Raw genomic sequence first — 15,301 nt, forward strand, 5'->3', positions numbered from 1 at the left:
CGGCGCCATCAGAAACGGATCAGCAACACCATCGCGATACCCAGCGCCAGCACCGCTGCGGTAACGATGAGCCACCAGACTTCACCGCGCGGTCCGGCCACGACTTCGGGCGCGATCGGCAGGTGCAGTTCGGGCATGGGCGCCTCGGGCATCATGCCGGGCGCATCCACCACGAAGCGATGCGAGGCCACGCCAATCTGGTCGCCCGGCTGCAGCGCCAGCCGCCCGGTCACGACCCCGTTGACGCGCAAGGGGTAATTGGCCGAAGCCTGGCCTGCCTCCAGCATCAGTTCGCCGTCGTGCCAGAAAATGCGCAGCGATGCCTGCTCGCCCTGCGGCAGGTCGAGCGGCACGCGGCTCTGCGAGCCAAGTTCGAGGCTGTCGCGCAACGACAGCACGCGCCCCGACAGTGGCCCACCCACGGCCCGCAGCGCCACGGTGCAACGCCCTTCCTGCGACACCTGCAAGGCCGGGCGCCGCGCCGGGTCTTCGTCATCGCGCAACAGCATGCGGCAACCGCCCACGCTGACCACGTCACCAGCGCGCAGCAACGCCCGCTCGCGTACGGGGCGCGCGTTTACGTGGATGCGCGCGGCGGAGGAAAGCACCTGCAGCACCCAGCCGCGACGATCGTGCTGGATCCGCACGTGATGTTCCGCGGCATGGCTAGCCGCCAGCACCAGGTCGTTGTCGGGCGCGCTGCCGATGCGCAGTTGAGGCTGCGTCCAGAGGAAGTCCTCGCGGGCCGAACGGGGAAACTCGATGCGCATCGCTGTACCAGGCAGGAGAAGCGAAACTCTAGCATGCGCAAGCCGCCAAACCGCCGTGCAACCGAAGGCACCGCTGCCTTAAACTACGCGGCTTACTGCGGAGCGCGGCATGTCCAGAATCCAGCTGAAACGACCCCACCAGATGACGCCTGCCGAGGCCCGCTCGGTGATCGACCAGATCGCCGCGCGCATGCGCGAAAAGTTCGGCATGGCATGCGAGTGGCAGGGGGATGCGTTGCGCTTCACCCGGCCCGGCGTCAAGGGCGACATCGCCATCGGTGCCAGCGAGATCCTGGTCAACGCCGAACTGGGCCTGATGCTGTCGCCGATGAAAGGCATGATCGAGCAGGAAATCCAGCGCAAGCTCGACGAGCACTTCGCCTGACCCTGGGCGGTCGCGACTGATGATTCTTTGACCAGGGCCACATCCGTGGCATACTCGTCGGCTTACGCAGCCACGATGGCTGTGCACGAACACCGGACCACATGGCAAAAGACGACGTCATCGAAATGGAGGGTACGGTCCAGGAGACCTTGCCCAACACCATGTTTCGCGTACAACTGGAGAATGGGCATGTTGTCATCGCCCATATTTCCGGCCGCATGCGCAAGCATTACATCCGCATCCTCACGGGCGACAAGGTCAAGATCGAAATGACCCCGTACGACCTGAGCAAGGGGCGGATCACCTACCGCATGAAGTAAACCGGCGTGACGTAGTCAGCCCGTTGGCTTTGCCACGGCCTGCACTCAACTGGCGCGATCCGGATGCTCGAAGACAAAAGGCGGCGCAATGCGCCGCCTTTGTTTTGCCTCGCGTTTGAGCGCAGTTACCGGTTACACCACTACCGGAAACTTCTCGCTGGCCTCGCAATCGACCTGCAGCTCGCCGTCACACACGCTGAGCCGCACCTTGCCGCCGTCGGCCAGCTTGCCGAACAGCAACTCGTCGGCCAGTGCCCGCTTCACCTTCTCCTGGATCACGCGGGCCATCGGGCGCGCACCCATCTGTGCGTCGAAGCCATGCTCGGCCAGCCAGTGGCGGGCGTCCGCATCCACGTCCAGCACCACCTGCTTCTCGGCAAGCTGGCTTTCCAGCTCGATCAGGAACTTGTCCACCACACGCAGGATGTGCTCGAAATCCAGCGCGCTGAACTGGATGATCGCGTCCAGCCGGTTGCGGAACTCCGGAGTGAAGATGCGGCGGATCACTTCCATCGCATCGGACTCGTGCTTCTGTTCCACGAAACCGATACTGCGCCGCGAAGCCAGCGCCGCGCCCGCGTTGGTGGTCATCACCACCACCACGTTCTTGAAGTTGGCCTCGCGACCGTTGGTGTCGGTGAGCACACCGCGGTCCATCACCTGCAGCAGGATGTTGAACACGTCCGGGTGGGCCTTCTCGATCTCGTCCAGCAGCAGCACCGCATGCGGATGCTTCACCACCGCCTCGGTCAACAGCCCGCCCTGGTCGAAGCCGACGTAGCCCGGAGGCGCGCCGACCAGCCGCGACACGGAGTGGCTCTCCATGTATTCGGACATGTCGAAGCGGATCATCTCGATGCCCAGCTGCATCGCCAACTGTTTGGTGACCTCGGTCTTGCCCACACCGGTAGGGCCCGCCAGCAGGAAGCAGCCGATCGGCTTGGACGGATCGGCCAGGCCGGAACGGGCCATCTTGATCGAAGCGGCCAGCGCCTCGATCGCCGGGTCCTGACCGAACACCACCATCTTCAGATTGCGCTCGAGATTGCGCAGCACATCGCGGTCGGACGCGGAGACCTGCTTGGCGGGAATCCGCGCCATCTTGGCGACGATGTATTCCACCTCGCCCACATCGATGGTGCCGGTGCGCTCGTCATCCGGCAGCAGGCGCTGGCGCGCGCCGGCCTCGTCGATCACGTCGATCGCCTTGTCCGGCAGCAGCCGGTCGGGAATGTGCTTGACGGAAAGATCCACCGCGGCCTTCAGCGCCTCGTTGGTGTAGGCGACGTGGTGATGCTCCTCGAAGCGCGAACGCAGGCCCTTCAGGATCTCGATGCTGTCGGCCACGGTGGGCTCGACCACGTCGATTTTCTGGAAGCGCCGCGCCAGGGCGCGGTCTTTCTCGAACACGCCACGGTATTCCTGGAACGTGGTCGAGCCGATGCAGCGCAGCTCGCCCGACGCCAGCATCGGCTTGATCAGGTTGGACGCATCCATGGTGCCGCCCGAGGCGGAGCCGGCGCCGATGATGGTATGGATCTCGTCGATGAACAGGATCGCGCCCGGCTGCTTTTTCAGCTGGGTGATCACGCCCTTCAGGCGCTTCTCGAAATCACCGCGATACTTGGTGCCGGCCACCAGCGCGCCCAGGTCGAGCGACCAGATCGTGGCTTCCTCCAGCACCTGCGGCACTTCACCGTCCACGATGCGCTTGGCCAGGCCCTCGGCCAGCGCGGTCTTGCCCACGCCGGCCTCCCCCACGTACAGCGGGTTGTTCTTGCGGCGGCGGCACAGCACCTGGATGGTGCGTTCGATCTCGTCGGTGCGGCCGATCAGCGGGTCGATCTTGCCTTCCAGCGCCAGTTCGTTGAGGTTGCTGGCGAACTCGTGCAGCGGGTTGCCCTTGGCCTCGCCTTCCTCGCCCTCGCGCTCCTGCCCGCTGGCGGAACCGGCAGCCGGCTCTTCGCCGATTTTGGCGATGCCGTGCGAGATGTAATTGACCACGTCGAGGCGGGTGATCTCCTGCTGGTGCATGAAGTACACCGCGTGCGAATCCTTCTCGCCGAAGATCGCCACCAGCACGTTGGCGCCGGTGACTTCCTTGCGACCGGAGGATTGCACGTGATAAACGGCGCGCTGCAGTACGCGCTGGAAGCCCAGCGTCGGTTGCGTATCGCGCTCGTCGCCTTGCGGCAGCACCGGCACGGTCTCGGCGATGATGCGCTCGAGCTCGCTGCTCAAGCGTGGCAGGTCGACGCCGCAGGCGCGCAATGCGCCCAGCGCCGACTGGTTGGTGGTGAGCGCCAGCAACAGGTGTTCCACGGTCATGAACTCGTGGCGTTGCTCCCGGGCCTGCTTGTAGCAATGGCCGATGGTGACTTCGAGATCCTTGCTGAACATTCGGATCGACTCCGCTGAGGTTGGAAGCGACTTGTTGTCGCCATGCCCACCAAAATGGGGGTGCTCAAGCCTTTTCCATAGTGCACAACAATGGGTGCTGATGAGCGCGTGAATATTCGTTTACCTGGGTCACCTTGGTCTCGGCCACCTCCCGGGTAAAAACCCCGCAAACGCCGCGTCCACGAGTATGCACGTGCAACATCACCTGTACCGCCTGCTCCTGGTCGAGGTTGAAGAAGCCACGCAACACTTCAACCACGAAATCCATCGGGGTGAAGTCGTCGTTGAGCAGCAATACCCGAAACAGGGGTGGTCGCGCCACCTCCGGCTTGGCCGATTCCACCGCCAGTCCCCGGCCGTGATCATGTTCGTGTTCGGATTCGTGGGCCATGAGTTCTTGAGTGTTGTTTTCGATACCGAGTATACGCTGCGGTACTTGGCGCCCCGCGGCGAGAACTGCATGAGGTAATGGCACAATGGGCGCTTTTCCAGTGCCTGCCCATGCCTGATTCACTTACCCCGCGAAATGTCTGGTGTCCCCATGTCACGGTGGCCTGTGTCGTCGCCGATGGCGACCGCTACCTGATGGTGGAGGAAGATGCCTGCGGTCGCCTCGCCTACAACCAGCCCGCGGGCCACCTGGAAGACCACGAAAGCCTCACCGACGCCGCGTTGCGCGAGACGCTGGAGGAAACCGGCTGGACGGTCGAGCTGCAGCACCTCATCGGCGTGCAGCAATGGCGCAGTACCGAGCATGGCGAGAGCGTGGTCCGCTTCAGCTTCGCGGCGCGTGCCGTGAGCCACGACCCGGCCCGAGCGCTGGACACCGGCATCCATCGCGCGCTGTGGCTGACCCGCGCCGAAATCGCTGCCTTGGGCGATCGCGTGCGCAGCCCGCTGGTGCTGCTCAGCATCGACGCCTGGCTGGCGGGCCAGCGCTTGCCGTTGCAAACCCTGGACTACCTGCCGGGCAACCCGCCGGACACGCTCGCATGAAGGTGATGCTGGGTATTTCCGGTGGCGTCGATTCGTCGGTCGCCGCCTTGCTGCTGCAACAGGCCGGCCACGAGGTCGAGGGCCTGTTCATGCAGAACTGGGAGGAGGACGAGCGCAGCGGGCCGTGCACCACCGATGCCGACCGCAAGGACGCGGTGGCCGTATGCGGACGGCTGGGCATCCCGTTCCATGCGCGAAATTTCGCGGCGGAGTACTGGGATGGCGTGTTCGCCCATTTCCTCGACGAATACCGCGCCGGCCGCACACCCAATCCCGACGTGCTGTGCAACCGCGAGATCAAGTTCAAGACGTTCCTGCACGAGGCGCAGGCGCTGGGTGCGGAGAAGATCGCCACCGGCCACTACGCCCGCGTGGACCGGCGCGATGGTCGCTACCGGCTGCTGCGCGCCGTGGATGCGGCCAAGGACCAGAGCTATTTCCTGCACGCGCTAGGCCAGCAACAGCTGTCCGCCACGCTGTTTCCGCTGGGCGGCATCGAGAAACCGCGGGTTCGCGAACTGGCCCGCGAAGCGGCGCTGCCCACCCATGCCAAGAAGGATTCCACCGGCATCTGCTTCATCGGCGAACGCGATTTCCGCAGCTTCCTGGCGCAGTACATCCCTGCCCGCCCCGGCGAGATGCGCACGCCCGAGGGGGAACTGATCGGCGAGCACCAGGGTGCGATGTATTACACGCTGGGCCAGCGCAACGGCCTGGGCATCGGCGGGCGCCATGGAGCCAGTGGCGAGGCCTGGTTCGTGGTGGGCAAGGATGTCGCGAGCAATGTGCTGTACGTGGCACAGGGCGGCGAGAACCACTGGCTCCATTCGCACCGGCTGGAAACGGAAGCGCCGAGCTGGGTCGCCGGCGAGGCGCCCGCGCCGCACTTCCGCTGCACGGCGCGCACTCGTTATCGCCAGTTCGACCAGGCCTGCGAAGTCACGGTGCATGCCGACCGGTTGGAGGTACGCTTCGACGAACCCCAGCGCGCCGTCACCCCCGGCCAATCGGTGGTTCTCTATGATGGCGAGGCCTGCCTCGGTGGCGCCGTGATCGCCGCCACCGACGCCACCTATGGTGGCCTGCCACCTCTCCTCTTCTCTTGATCAGCGAGTCACGTTCTGGTGTTTGAAACTTTTTCGATGAATGAAGAGCGGGTGCTGGCGTTGGCCGGCATCTTCCAGGCGTGCTCGCTGGCGCAGAAGCTGGCCAACGAAGGGCGCTGCGACGACGCCGCGATGGAAGCGGGCGTGGCCAGCATTTTCCGCATCGACGCGCCGTCGGTGGTGGGCGTTTACGGCTCGGTGGCCACCATGCGGCCGGGCTTGCGCCGATTGGTGTCGCAACTGGACGAGAGCGACCGCGACATGGCACTGACGCGCATGGTGGTCACCGTGATGCGGCTGGAACGCAGCCTGTCCGCACGCCCGGACCTGCTTGAGCAGCTGCAGCAGGGCATCGTTGCGGCACAGCGCCAGGTGGAGCATTTCGGGCAGGCATCGCAGCAGGTCACGGGGCGGCTGGCGGAGCTGTATGTCTCCACCCTGTCTTTGCTGACCCCGCGCGTGATGGTCAACGGCAACCCGCAACAGTTGCAGCAACCGGCGGTGGTGGAGAAGATTCGCGCCAACCTGCTGGCCGCCGTGCGTTCGGCCGTGTTGTGGCGTCAGGTGGGCGGCCGCCAGTGGCAACTGCTGCTGTATCGGCGCCAGTGCAGCATGCTGGCGCGCGGATTGCTGACCGGCGCGATGCTGGACAACGGCTGAGCGGCGGCGCGCCGCCCTGTAGGAGCGGCTTCAGCCGCGACGCTCTTGTTTTGGAACTCCAGAAGCAGAAGCATCGCGGCTGAAGCCGCTCCTACAAAAAAGCAGTGCCGGGAACCCGCGTACTTAACCCAGCAACTTCAGCCCCGGACGCGCCCGCGCCAGCCGGCGCAGCAAGGTGGCAAATACCTGAAGGTTGTCCTGCCACGGCGACGCGTCGCGCCAGTACAACGCGATCTCGCGGCCCGTGGCCTGCCCTTTCAGCTTGGCCAGCACGATATTCGGCATCGACGCCAGCCGCTCATGCGCCAGCGCGGGCACCAGCGCGTAACCGCCACGCAGACTGACCAGCGCCGCCAGGCTTTCCAGACTCACATCCTGCACGTGGCCGTGATCGGCGCCATCCCCCCCCAGGCCGTCGGCGTGGCTCTCGGCCATCAGCGTGGCCTGGGCCGGGTCGAGCTGTTCCAGCGTCACGCTGCGCCGGCTGGCCAGCGCGTGGTCGGCGCGCAGCATCAGTTCCCACGGCTCGAAAAACAGCGGCTTCATCGCGATGCCGCTGATGGCGGGAACCAGCGGCGCCAGCACCGCATCCAGCTCACCTTCGTGCAGGCGGCGCAGCAGGCCACGCGGTTTGCCTTCGGAAATCACCAGCCGGGCACCCGGAAAATGCTGCGGGAACGGCGAAATGAGATGCGGCAACAGGTACGGCCCCAGCGACGCCGGCAAACCCAGCCGCAATTCGCCACCAAAGGCCACCGCGCCGGCCCGGGCCAGCTGCTGCAGGTGCTCGGCTGCAGCCAGCACCGCGTCGATCTGCTGCAGCAGGCGACGGCCGCCCGCGGTAGGCACGATGCTGCGGCCACCGCGTTCGAACAGCGGCGCGCCCAGCGCCTGTTCCACCTTCTGCACCTGGTGCGACAGGCCCGACGGACTGATGTGCATGGCGCGCGCGGCGCTGTTGAAACTGGCATGGCGATGCACCGCCTGCACCAGCGCGAGATCACGTAGCGACACTGCCGCCAGGGTGGTCGAAATCATCGAATGCTGCATGTCATCAAAAGCGTTTGCGCCACGGGTATGCGGACCCCATGCTGGGTGGACGGTCGCCGAAGTCTACTCGTCGCGCGGCATTGCATACGTTTCCGCCATTCCGTGACGCCAACCTGCGGGTATTCGTTCGCGAGTTCCCCGCGTTTGGGCGATAATTGGCAAATTTGCCGGGACGGCCAACCGTCGCCGTGGTCATCATCCCAGCCGCAGGATTCAGCCAGGAGCTTCCCATGAAAGACACCTTTTCCGCACGCGACACACTCGAAGTCAACGGCAAGCAATACGCCTTTGCCAGCCTCGCCAAGCTGGGCCAGCGCTTCGACCTGAAGCGGCTGCCGTATTCGATGAAGATCCTGCTGGAAAACCTGCTGCGCCACGAGGATGGCGTGGACGTGACCAGCAAGGAAATCGAAGCGGTCGCCACCTGGGACGCGAAGAAGGAGCCGGACACCGAAATCTCCTTCATGCCCGCCCGCGTGCTGCTGCAGGACTTCACCGGCGTGCCGTGCGTGGTCGACCTGGCGGCGATGCGCGACGCGATGAAGGCGCTGGGCGGTGACCCGACCCTGATCAACCCGCTGTCGCCGGCCGAACTGGTCATCGACCACTCGGTGCAGGTCGACGTGTTCGGCAGCGAAGACGCGCTGGAAAAGAACGTCGCCATCGAATTCGAGCGCAATCAGGCCCGTTACAGCTTCCTGCGCTGGGGCCAGAAAGCCCTCACCGATTTCAAGGTGGTGCCGCCGCGTACCGGCATCGTGCACCAGGTGAACCTGGAGCACCTGGCCCGCGTGGTGATGGCCAATGAGGTCGACGGCCAACAGTGGGCCTACCCGGACACCGTGTTCGGCACCGACTCGCACACCACCATGGTCAACGGCCTGGGCGTGCTGGGCTGGGGCGTGGGCGGCATCGAGGCCGAGGCGGCCATGCTGGGCCAGCCCTCCTCCATGCTGATTCCGCAGGTGGTCGGCTTCAAGCTGTCGGGCAAGCTGCCCGAGGGCGCCACCGCCACCGACCTGGTGCTGACCGTGACGCAGATGCTGCGCAAGCAGGGCGTGGTCGGCAAGTTCGTGGAATTCTTCGGCCCGGGCCTGCAGCATCTGGCGCTGGCCGATCGCGCCACCATCGGCAACATGGCACCGGAATATGGCGCCACCTGCGGAATCTTCCCGGTCGACGCCGAATCGCTGCGCTACCTGCGCCTGTCCGGCCGCAGCGACGAGCAGGTCGCGCTGGTCGAGGCGTACGCCAAGGCCCAGGGCCTGTGGCATGACGAGAACAGCCCGCACGCCGAATTCACCACCACGCTGGAGCTGGATCTGGCCGACGTCAAGCCGTCGATGGCCGGCCCGAAGCGCCCGCAGGATCGCGTGCTGCTGACCGACGTCAAGCAGAACTACAACGACAGCCTGGGTGCCACCACGGTCAATCGCGCGCCGAAAAACGGTGCGGCGGAGGCCTTTGCCAGCGAGGGCGGCGCCACCGCCATCGGCAACCCGAACAACACGATCGCCGACGGCCGTGTGCGGGTCGAGATGAATGGCGACAGCTTCAAGGTCGGCGACGGCTCGGTGGTGATCGCCGCGATCACTTCGTGCACCAACACCTCCAACCCCGCCGTGATGCTGGCCGCCGGCCTGGTCGCCAAAAAAGCCGCCGCGCGTGGCCTGAAGGCCAAGCCGTGGGTGAAGACGTCGCTGGCACCGGGCTCCAAGGTCGTCACCGATTATCTGGAAAAGACCGGCCTGCTGACCGAGCTGGAAAAAACCGGCTTCTACCTGGTCGGCTACGGCTGCACCACCTGCATCGGCAACTCCGGTCCGCTGCCGCAGGAAATCAGCCAGGCGATCAGCACCGGCGACCTCACCGTGGGTGCCGTGATTTCCGGCAACCGCAACTTCGAAGGCCGCGTGCACGCCGAAGTGAAGATGAACTACCTGGCCTCGCCGCCGCTGGTGGTCGCCTACGCGCTGGCCGGCTCGCTTGACATCAACCTCACCACCGAACCGCTGGGCCAGGGTTCCGATGGCAAGGACGTGTTCCTCAAGGACGTGTGGCCGAGCAACCAGGAAATCAGCGACCTGCTGGCCAGCGCGGTCACCTCGGACATGTTCAAGAAGAACTATGCCGACGTGTTCAAGGGCGACGAGCGCTGGAACGCGATCGCCTCGCCGGACGGCGCGCTGTACGCGTGGGACGAAGCGTCCACCTACATCAAGAACCCGCCGTACTTCGACGGCATGACGATGGAACTGAACAAGGTCGAGGACATCCACGGCGCGCGTTGCCTGGGCCTGTTCGGCGACTCGATCACCACCGACCACATCTCGCCGGCCGGTTCGATCAAGAAGGATTCACCCGCCGGTCGCTTCCTGATCGAGCGTGGCGTGCAGCCGATCGACTTCAACTCCTACGGCTCGCGCCGCGGCAACGACGACGTGATGGTGCGCGGCACCTTCGCCAACATCCGCATCAAGAACCAGATGCTGGACGGCGTCGAAGGCGGCTTCACCCGCCACGTCCCCAGCGGCGAGCAAATGGCAATCTATGACGCCGCGATGAAGTACAAGGCATCGGGCACGCCGCTGGTGGTCATTGCGGGCAAGGAATACGGCACCGGCTCCTCGCGCGACTGGGCGGCCAAGGGCACCTTGCTGCTGGGCGTGAAGGCCGTGATCACCGAGAGCTTCGAGCGCATCCATCGCTCGAACCTGGTCGGCATGGGCGTGCTGCCGCTGCAGTTCAAGGACGGCGAGAACGCCAAGACGCTGGGCCTGACTGGCAACGAAACGTTCGACATCAGCGGTCTGGATGACGGCCGTTCGAAGGAAGCCACCGTCACCGCCACCGCACCGGATGGCAGCACCAGGCAGTTCACCGTGCACGTGATGCTGTTGACCCCGAAGGAGCGCGACTTCTTCCGTCACGGCGGCATCCTGCAATACGTGCTGCGCCAGCTGGCAGGCAAGAAAGCCGCCTGAGTTTCAGTGCCACCTGGAAAAAAGGAGCGCCCCGAAAGGGGCGCTTTTTTTGAACCTGGCCATGCCTGGCGAATCCCGCGAACGGCCCTACATCACGCGTTTCCACGTCGCGGTGTAGCAACGCCAATCGCCATCCTCGTTGCGCCACGCCGATTCGACTTGATACACGCCCATCTGGTCAGGCAGCAGCTTGCCACCGCTGGTCAATGTGACCGTGAACGTGGCCACCATCCGCTCACCGCGGTGCTCGATCGACACCGGCCCCATCGTGACGCCGACATGGTCGCCGCGCAGCGCCAGCAAACGAACCATGCCGGTCAACTTGCGCCGGTCCAGCCTGCCGGCGTTGCCGTCGAAATCCTCGCTGAGCGGCTCGGCCAGATCCCCGGCCGAACCGGCCTCGGCTGCCTGCGCCATGGCGACGATCGCCTCGCGTACCCGCGTTTCATCCGGCGTGCGGCGACAGCCCGGCAGCACCAGCGCAAGCAGGACAAGCGCACCTGCGATGAGGATCGTTTTCTTCGGTCGGATCATGGCGGGACTCGTTGCGGTGCGGCTTGCCGCTATACGCGGGCGCATGTTCCAATGAATTGGAATGCGTGGTTGATGACGGATAGTGCCACCGTTGTGAATCCATGCGGTCCATGGTCATCGACAAACAGGGAACCCGAGCATGAGCAATGAGCGTCCGTGGCTGGCGAATTATCCGGCGGGCGTCCCCGCGCAGATCGATACGGGCCGCTACGCATCGGTGGTGGCCGTGGTGGAGGAAGCGTTCGCGCAATTCCGTCAGCGGCCGGCGTTCTCCAGTTTCGGCAAGCAGCTCAGCTACGGCCAGGTCGATGAGTTGAGCCGCCAGTTCGCCGGCTACCTCACCGGCGTCCTGAAGCTCGCCAAGGGTGATCGCGTCGCGATCATGATGCCCAACGTGCTGCAGTATCCAATCGTGCTGTTCGGTGCGCTGCGTGCGGGGTTGGTGGTGGTCAATACCAACCCGATGTACACCGCGCGCGAACTGAAACACCAGCTGGAAGACTCCGGCGCCAAGGCCATCGTGGTGCTGGACAACTTTGCGGCCACGCTGCAGCAGTCGCTGGCCGGCACGCAGATCGAGCACATTGTGACCACCGGCATCGGCGACATGCTCGGTTTCCCCAAGGGCGCGCTGATCAATTTCGTGCTCAAGCACGTCAAGAAGATGGTGCCGTCGTTCCGGTTGCCGCAGGCGGTGCGGTTCCGCGATGCACTGGCACGTGGCGCCACCCATCCACTGCCCGCGGTGACGCTCACGCGGGACGACCTGGCCTTCCTGCAATACACCGGAGGCACCACTGGCGTGGCCAAGGGTGCCATGCTGACCCACGGCAACATGGTGGCGAACATGTTGCAGGCCAGCGCGTGGATCGGCACCGAGCTGGTCACGCCGGGTGAGGAAGTCATCATCACTGCGCTGCCGCTGTACCACATCTTTTCGCTGACGGCGAACGGACTGGTGTTCATGAGCCTGGGCGGGTTGAACTGGCTGATCACCAACCCGCGCGACATGCCCGGCTTCGTCAAGGAGCTGAAAAAATCCCGGCCCACCGCGATCACCGGCGTCAACACACTGTTCAACGGCCTGCTCAACACGCCCGGTTTTGCCGAACTGGATTTCTCGCGCCTGCACCTGACCCTGGGCGGCGGCATGGCGGTGCAGCGGTCGGTGGCGGAGCGCTGGAAAAAAACCACCGGCTGCACCCTGGCCGAAGCCTACGGCCTCACGGAGACCTCGCCGGCGGTGTGCATCAACCCGCTGGACCTGGCCGCTTACAACGGCTCGATCGGCCTGCCGATCCCCTCCACCGACGTGGCGATATGGTCGGAAGACGGCCAGCCCCTGCCCATCGGCGAGATCGGCGAATTGATGGTGCGTGGCCCGCAGGTGATGAAGGGTTACTGGAACCGCCCCAACGAAACCGCCAATGTGCTGGATGCCGAAGGCTGGTTGCACACCGGCGACATCGCACGGATGGACGAAAGCGGCTACGTCTATATCGTCGACCGCAAGAAGGACATGATCCTGGTGTCCGGCTTCAACGTTTATCCAAACGAGGTCGAGGACGCCGTGATGCAGCATCCCGGCGTGGCCGAGGTGGCGGCTGTTGGCCTGCCCGACGAGCATTCCGGCGAGGTGGTGAAACTGTTCGTGGTGCGCAAGGACCCGAACCTGACCATCGAGGCACTGAAGGCCTTCTGCCGCGAAAACCTCACCGGCTACAAGCGGCCCAAGCTGATCGAATTCCGCGATGCGTTGCCCAAGAGCAATGTGGGCAAGATCCTTCGCCGCGAGCTGCGCGACGAGCACAAGCCAACGCCGGCAAGTGCCAGCTGATCGGGTTCAGCGCCTGCGGACACGCAGGCGCGACCTCGTGGGTCGAACGGACCTTCTACTTCCAGTTCTCCAGGATGTCGGCATAGCCGCCCAGCAGATTCCATAGCGGTACCTGCTTGTCTTCGGGAATGTGGGTATAGGAAAAACCGATGTGGTGCTCGGATATACGCGCCACCTCCGCCTGCAGATGGATGTGCAGGTTATGCCCGAAAATCATGTCGAGCACCCAACTCTGCCCCGGTTCGCCGACCCAGCCCAGCGGTCGGCGCAACAACGCCCCCGTCGCGGAGATATCAACCAGTTCGGTGGGGTGGGATTTGTCGCCGCGACACATCAACACGGTGGTCTCGATCTGCATTCGAGCCGGTCGCAATTGTTCGTATGCCGCGCCGGCGTCGTCTCGTTCGTTTTCGTCGATCATCAAAGATTCCTTCCACCCACGATGGCGTCTGGCACCACAAAGCATGTTCATTCGTTGCCACCCCGCATCCTTGACCAGGCAGCGCCAATGACATCCGGGGCTGCCGATATGCACCCCGCAACGGCAGCAGACAACCGTTTGCAGTGGGGCTCATGCGTGGTCAAGCAATCAACATGCCACGCCACGAAGCCACTGCGCCAGTGGTAGCGGTTGCAACGGACGGGTCGCCTGATGATCCATTCCCGCTGGCGTACCCGTCCTGTCGGCAAGTGTGCACCCATTCCCGACCGTGATGCGCCCTGTCCCGTCGATGGATGCGGGGTTACCAGGAGCGTCACAGCGACCAATTGGGTCACATCACGCCCGGCTGCCGACATCCGGTACTGAGCGAATCGCCCTGCCGCCGGAACGCGCCGGCATGAACGAAACCCGGCACGCGTATCCGATATAAGGCTGGACTTGTCCTGTGGCAGCCGTTACGCTTCGACCACGCGTGGTTCCCCGGCAACAGGCTTGCAGCGCATTGCGCTGGCGGGACAGTCAACCGGTGCTCGGGCAGACCGATAACGACCACCGACAAGCAACCAGCGAAACCGGGGCTCCACCATCTCTGGCTGACGTCATTGCCGCTGTGACGGCGGATTGCGACGCATCGCGGAGACGGTCAACCCACATGACCGAACCGCCATCGAGTGGCTTCGTCATGTCGGCAACGGCGCCAGGCAATCTTGCCGTTCGCCATTGACAGCTGAACCAGATGTAGCCGGGAATGACGCATTGAGGCGCGCTCCAAGTACGGACATTGCCGCGGGGCATCCCGGTAAATGGACGGGTTCCAATCACGTTGAACGCACTGCCAGCCGCTGAAGGCGGCCTTTACGACATGCATTGATGAGCACTGAGCCGGTCGAGCCCCAGAGCCTGGTAACCGCACCGCAGGATGCGTTCGCGTCGGTGCCGCAGCAGCAGGAAATGCCGCTGGCGATCGTGCGCGGCGAACCGATGCTGCAGATGCCGCAGGATCTGTACATCCCGCCGGACGCGCTCGAGGTGATCCTGGAGTCATTCGAGGGGCCGCTGGATCTGCTGCTGTACCTGATCCGCCGGCAGAACCTGGATATCCTGGACATCCCGGTGGCCGAGATCACCCGGCAGTACATGAGCTACATCGAGCTGATGCGCGATGTGATGCGACTGGAACTGGCGGCGGAATACCTGCTGATGGCCGCGATCCTGGCCGAGATCAAGTCGCGGCTGCTGCTGCCGCGACCGCCGCTGGAAGAAGGGCTGGAAGAGGATCCGCGCGCCGAACTGGTGCGGCGCCTGCAGGAGTACGAACGGTTCAAGCGGGCCGCGGAAGACATCGAGGCGTTGCCGCGGGTCGAGCGTGACACCGTGGTGGTACATGCCGAAACGGGCGAGCGCAACGTGATCAGGTTGCCGCCGCCGCTGGAGCTGACCGAACTGCTGCTGGCCCTGAAAGACGTGATGCACCGGGCCGAACTGTTCGGGCACCACGCGATCAAGCGCGAGGCGCTCAGCGTAAGGCAGCGCATGGGCGAGTTGCTGAGCCGGCTGGACGACAACAGCTTCCATCGCTTCGAAAGCCTGTTCGACCCCGCCGAGGGGCGCCTGGGCATCGTGGTGACCTTCCTGTCGATGCTGGAGCTGGCCAAGGAAATGCTGGTGGAAATCGTGCAGGAGGCGCCGCTGGCACCGATCTACGTCAAGGCAAAGATCAGCCACGGGGAAGCGGAACGCGACCTGGCGGACGACTCGGCCCAGGCCGACCCATCGGCCCGCAACGACGCGTTCGGCGAATGAAACACATTTATTGA

Annotated in this window: 14 protein-coding genes; 8 read left to right on the forward strand and 6 right to left on the reverse strand. The window is 64.7% G+C overall.

Annotation, left to right across the window (positions count from 1 at the left end):
- Positions 1-8: 8 nt before the first annotated feature.
- Positions 9-770: an FHA domain-containing protein gene (locus ASD68_RS05990; protein ID WP_056604506.1), complete on the reverse strand. Its 762-nt coding sequence runs from the start codon at positions 768-770 to the stop codon at positions 9-11.
- A gap of 109 nt (positions 771-879) precedes the next feature.
- Here ASD68_RS05990 and ASD68_RS05995 point away from each other — a divergent pair, with 109 nt between their 5' ends.
- A complete protein-coding gene (locus tag ASD68_RS05995) occupies positions 880-1,155 on the forward strand; it encodes a polyhydroxyalkanoic acid system family protein (RefSeq protein ID WP_040670856.1) in 276 nt (91 codons plus the stop codon).
- A 101-nt stretch (positions 1,156-1,256) separates the two neighbouring features.
- On the forward strand, positions 1,257-1,475 hold the full coding sequence (gene infA, locus ASD68_RS06000) for a translation initiation factor IF-1 (protein ID WP_007081871.1): 219 nt from the start codon (positions 1,257-1,259) through the stop codon (positions 1,473-1,475).
- Positions 1,476-1,607: 132 nt separating this feature from the next.
- Here infA and clpA read toward each other — a convergent pair whose 3' ends face one another.
- Together clpA and clpS are read right to left on the reverse strand one after the other, a co-directional pair.
- Positions 1,608-3,875: an ATP-dependent Clp protease ATP-binding subunit ClpA gene (gene clpA / locus ASD68_RS06005; protein WP_056604508.1), complete on the reverse strand. Its 2,268-nt coding sequence runs from the start codon at positions 3,873-3,875 to the stop codon at positions 1,608-1,610.
- Between the two features lie 64 nt (positions 3,876-3,939).
- Positions 3,940-4,266 (reverse strand): ATP-dependent Clp protease adapter ClpS, encoded by a 327-nt coding sequence (gene clpS / locus ASD68_RS16565; RefSeq protein ID WP_007081869.1) that lies wholly within the window; start codon positions 4,264-4,266, stop codon positions 3,940-3,942.
- 110 nt (positions 4,267-4,376) lie between these two features.
- Here clpS and ASD68_RS06015 point away from each other — a divergent pair, with 110 nt between their 5' ends.
- Genes ASD68_RS06015 through hflD form a run of 3 tightly spaced genes read left to right on the forward strand, consistent with a single transcriptional unit; the run spans position 4,377 to position 6,637 of the window.
- Positions 4,377-4,871 (forward strand): NUDIX hydrolase, encoded by a 495-nt coding sequence (locus ASD68_RS06015; RefSeq protein WP_056605231.1) that lies wholly within the window; start codon positions 4,377-4,379, stop codon positions 4,869-4,871.
- A complete protein-coding gene (gene mnmA, locus ASD68_RS06020) occupies positions 4,868-5,977 on the forward strand; it encodes a tRNA 2-thiouridine(34) synthase MnmA (RefSeq protein WP_056604510.1) in 1,110 nt (369 codons plus the stop codon). The genes ASD68_RS06015 and mnmA overlap by 4 nt, the downstream gene beginning before the upstream one ends.
- 36 nt (positions 5,978-6,013) lie before the next feature.
- Complete coding sequence (hflD, locus tag ASD68_RS06025) at positions 6,014-6,637, forward strand: high frequency lysogenization protein HflD (protein WP_007081866.1); 624 nt, start codon at positions 6,014-6,016, stop codon at positions 6,635-6,637.
- Positions 6,638-6,760: 123 nt separating this feature from the next.
- Here the strand turns inward: hflD and ASD68_RS06030 are convergent, their stop codons facing one another.
- Positions 6,761-7,687 (reverse strand): LysR family transcriptional regulator, encoded by a 927-nt coding sequence (locus ASD68_RS06030; protein ID WP_056604512.1) that lies wholly within the window; start codon positions 7,685-7,687, stop codon positions 6,761-6,763.
- A 230-nt stretch (positions 7,688-7,917) separates the two neighbouring features.
- Between ASD68_RS06030 and acnA the strand changes: the two genes are divergently transcribed.
- The gene (gene acnA, locus ASD68_RS06035) at positions 7,918-10,671 is read left to right on the forward strand and encodes an aconitate hydratase AcnA (RefSeq protein WP_056604514.1); all 2,754 of its coding nucleotides are present in this window, start codon (positions 7,918-7,920) and stop codon (positions 10,669-10,671) included.
- An 87-nt stretch (positions 10,672-10,758) separates the two neighbouring features.
- Here acnA and ASD68_RS06040 read toward each other — a convergent pair whose 3' ends face one another.
- Positions 10,759-11,205, reverse strand: a complete 447-nt coding sequence (locus ASD68_RS06040) for a hypothetical protein (protein ID WP_056080042.1) — start codon at positions 11,203-11,205, stop codon at positions 10,759-10,761.
- A 139-nt stretch (positions 11,206-11,344) separates the two neighbouring features.
- Here ASD68_RS06040 and ASD68_RS06045 point away from each other — a divergent pair, with 139 nt between their 5' ends.
- Positions 11,345-13,042 (forward strand): AMP-binding protein, encoded by a 1,698-nt coding sequence (locus ASD68_RS06045; RefSeq protein ID WP_056080045.1) that lies wholly within the window; start codon positions 11,345-11,347, stop codon positions 13,040-13,042.
- 55 nt (positions 13,043-13,097) lie between these two features.
- Here ASD68_RS06045 and ASD68_RS06050 read toward each other — a convergent pair whose 3' ends face one another.
- Positions 13,098-13,463, reverse strand: a complete 366-nt coding sequence (locus tag ASD68_RS06050; protein ID WP_200945331.1) for a PilZ domain-containing protein — start codon at positions 13,461-13,463, stop codon at positions 13,098-13,100.
- An 891-nt stretch (positions 13,464-14,354) separates the two neighbouring features.
- On the opposite strand from ASD68_RS06050, the gene ASD68_RS06055 reads away from it, so the two are divergent.
- Positions 14,355-15,287, forward strand: coding sequence for a ScpA family protein (locus ASD68_RS06055; RefSeq protein WP_056604520.1), 933 nt, complete (start codon positions 14,355-14,357; stop codon positions 15,285-15,287).
- The last annotated feature ends 14 nt before the right edge of the window (positions 15,288-15,301 follow it).

The organism is Rhodanobacter sp. Root627 (genome assembly GCF_001427835.1).
Classification (GTDB): Bacteria; Pseudomonadota; Gammaproteobacteria; order Xanthomonadales; family Rhodanobacteraceae; genus Rhodanobacter; species Rhodanobacter ginsenosidimutans.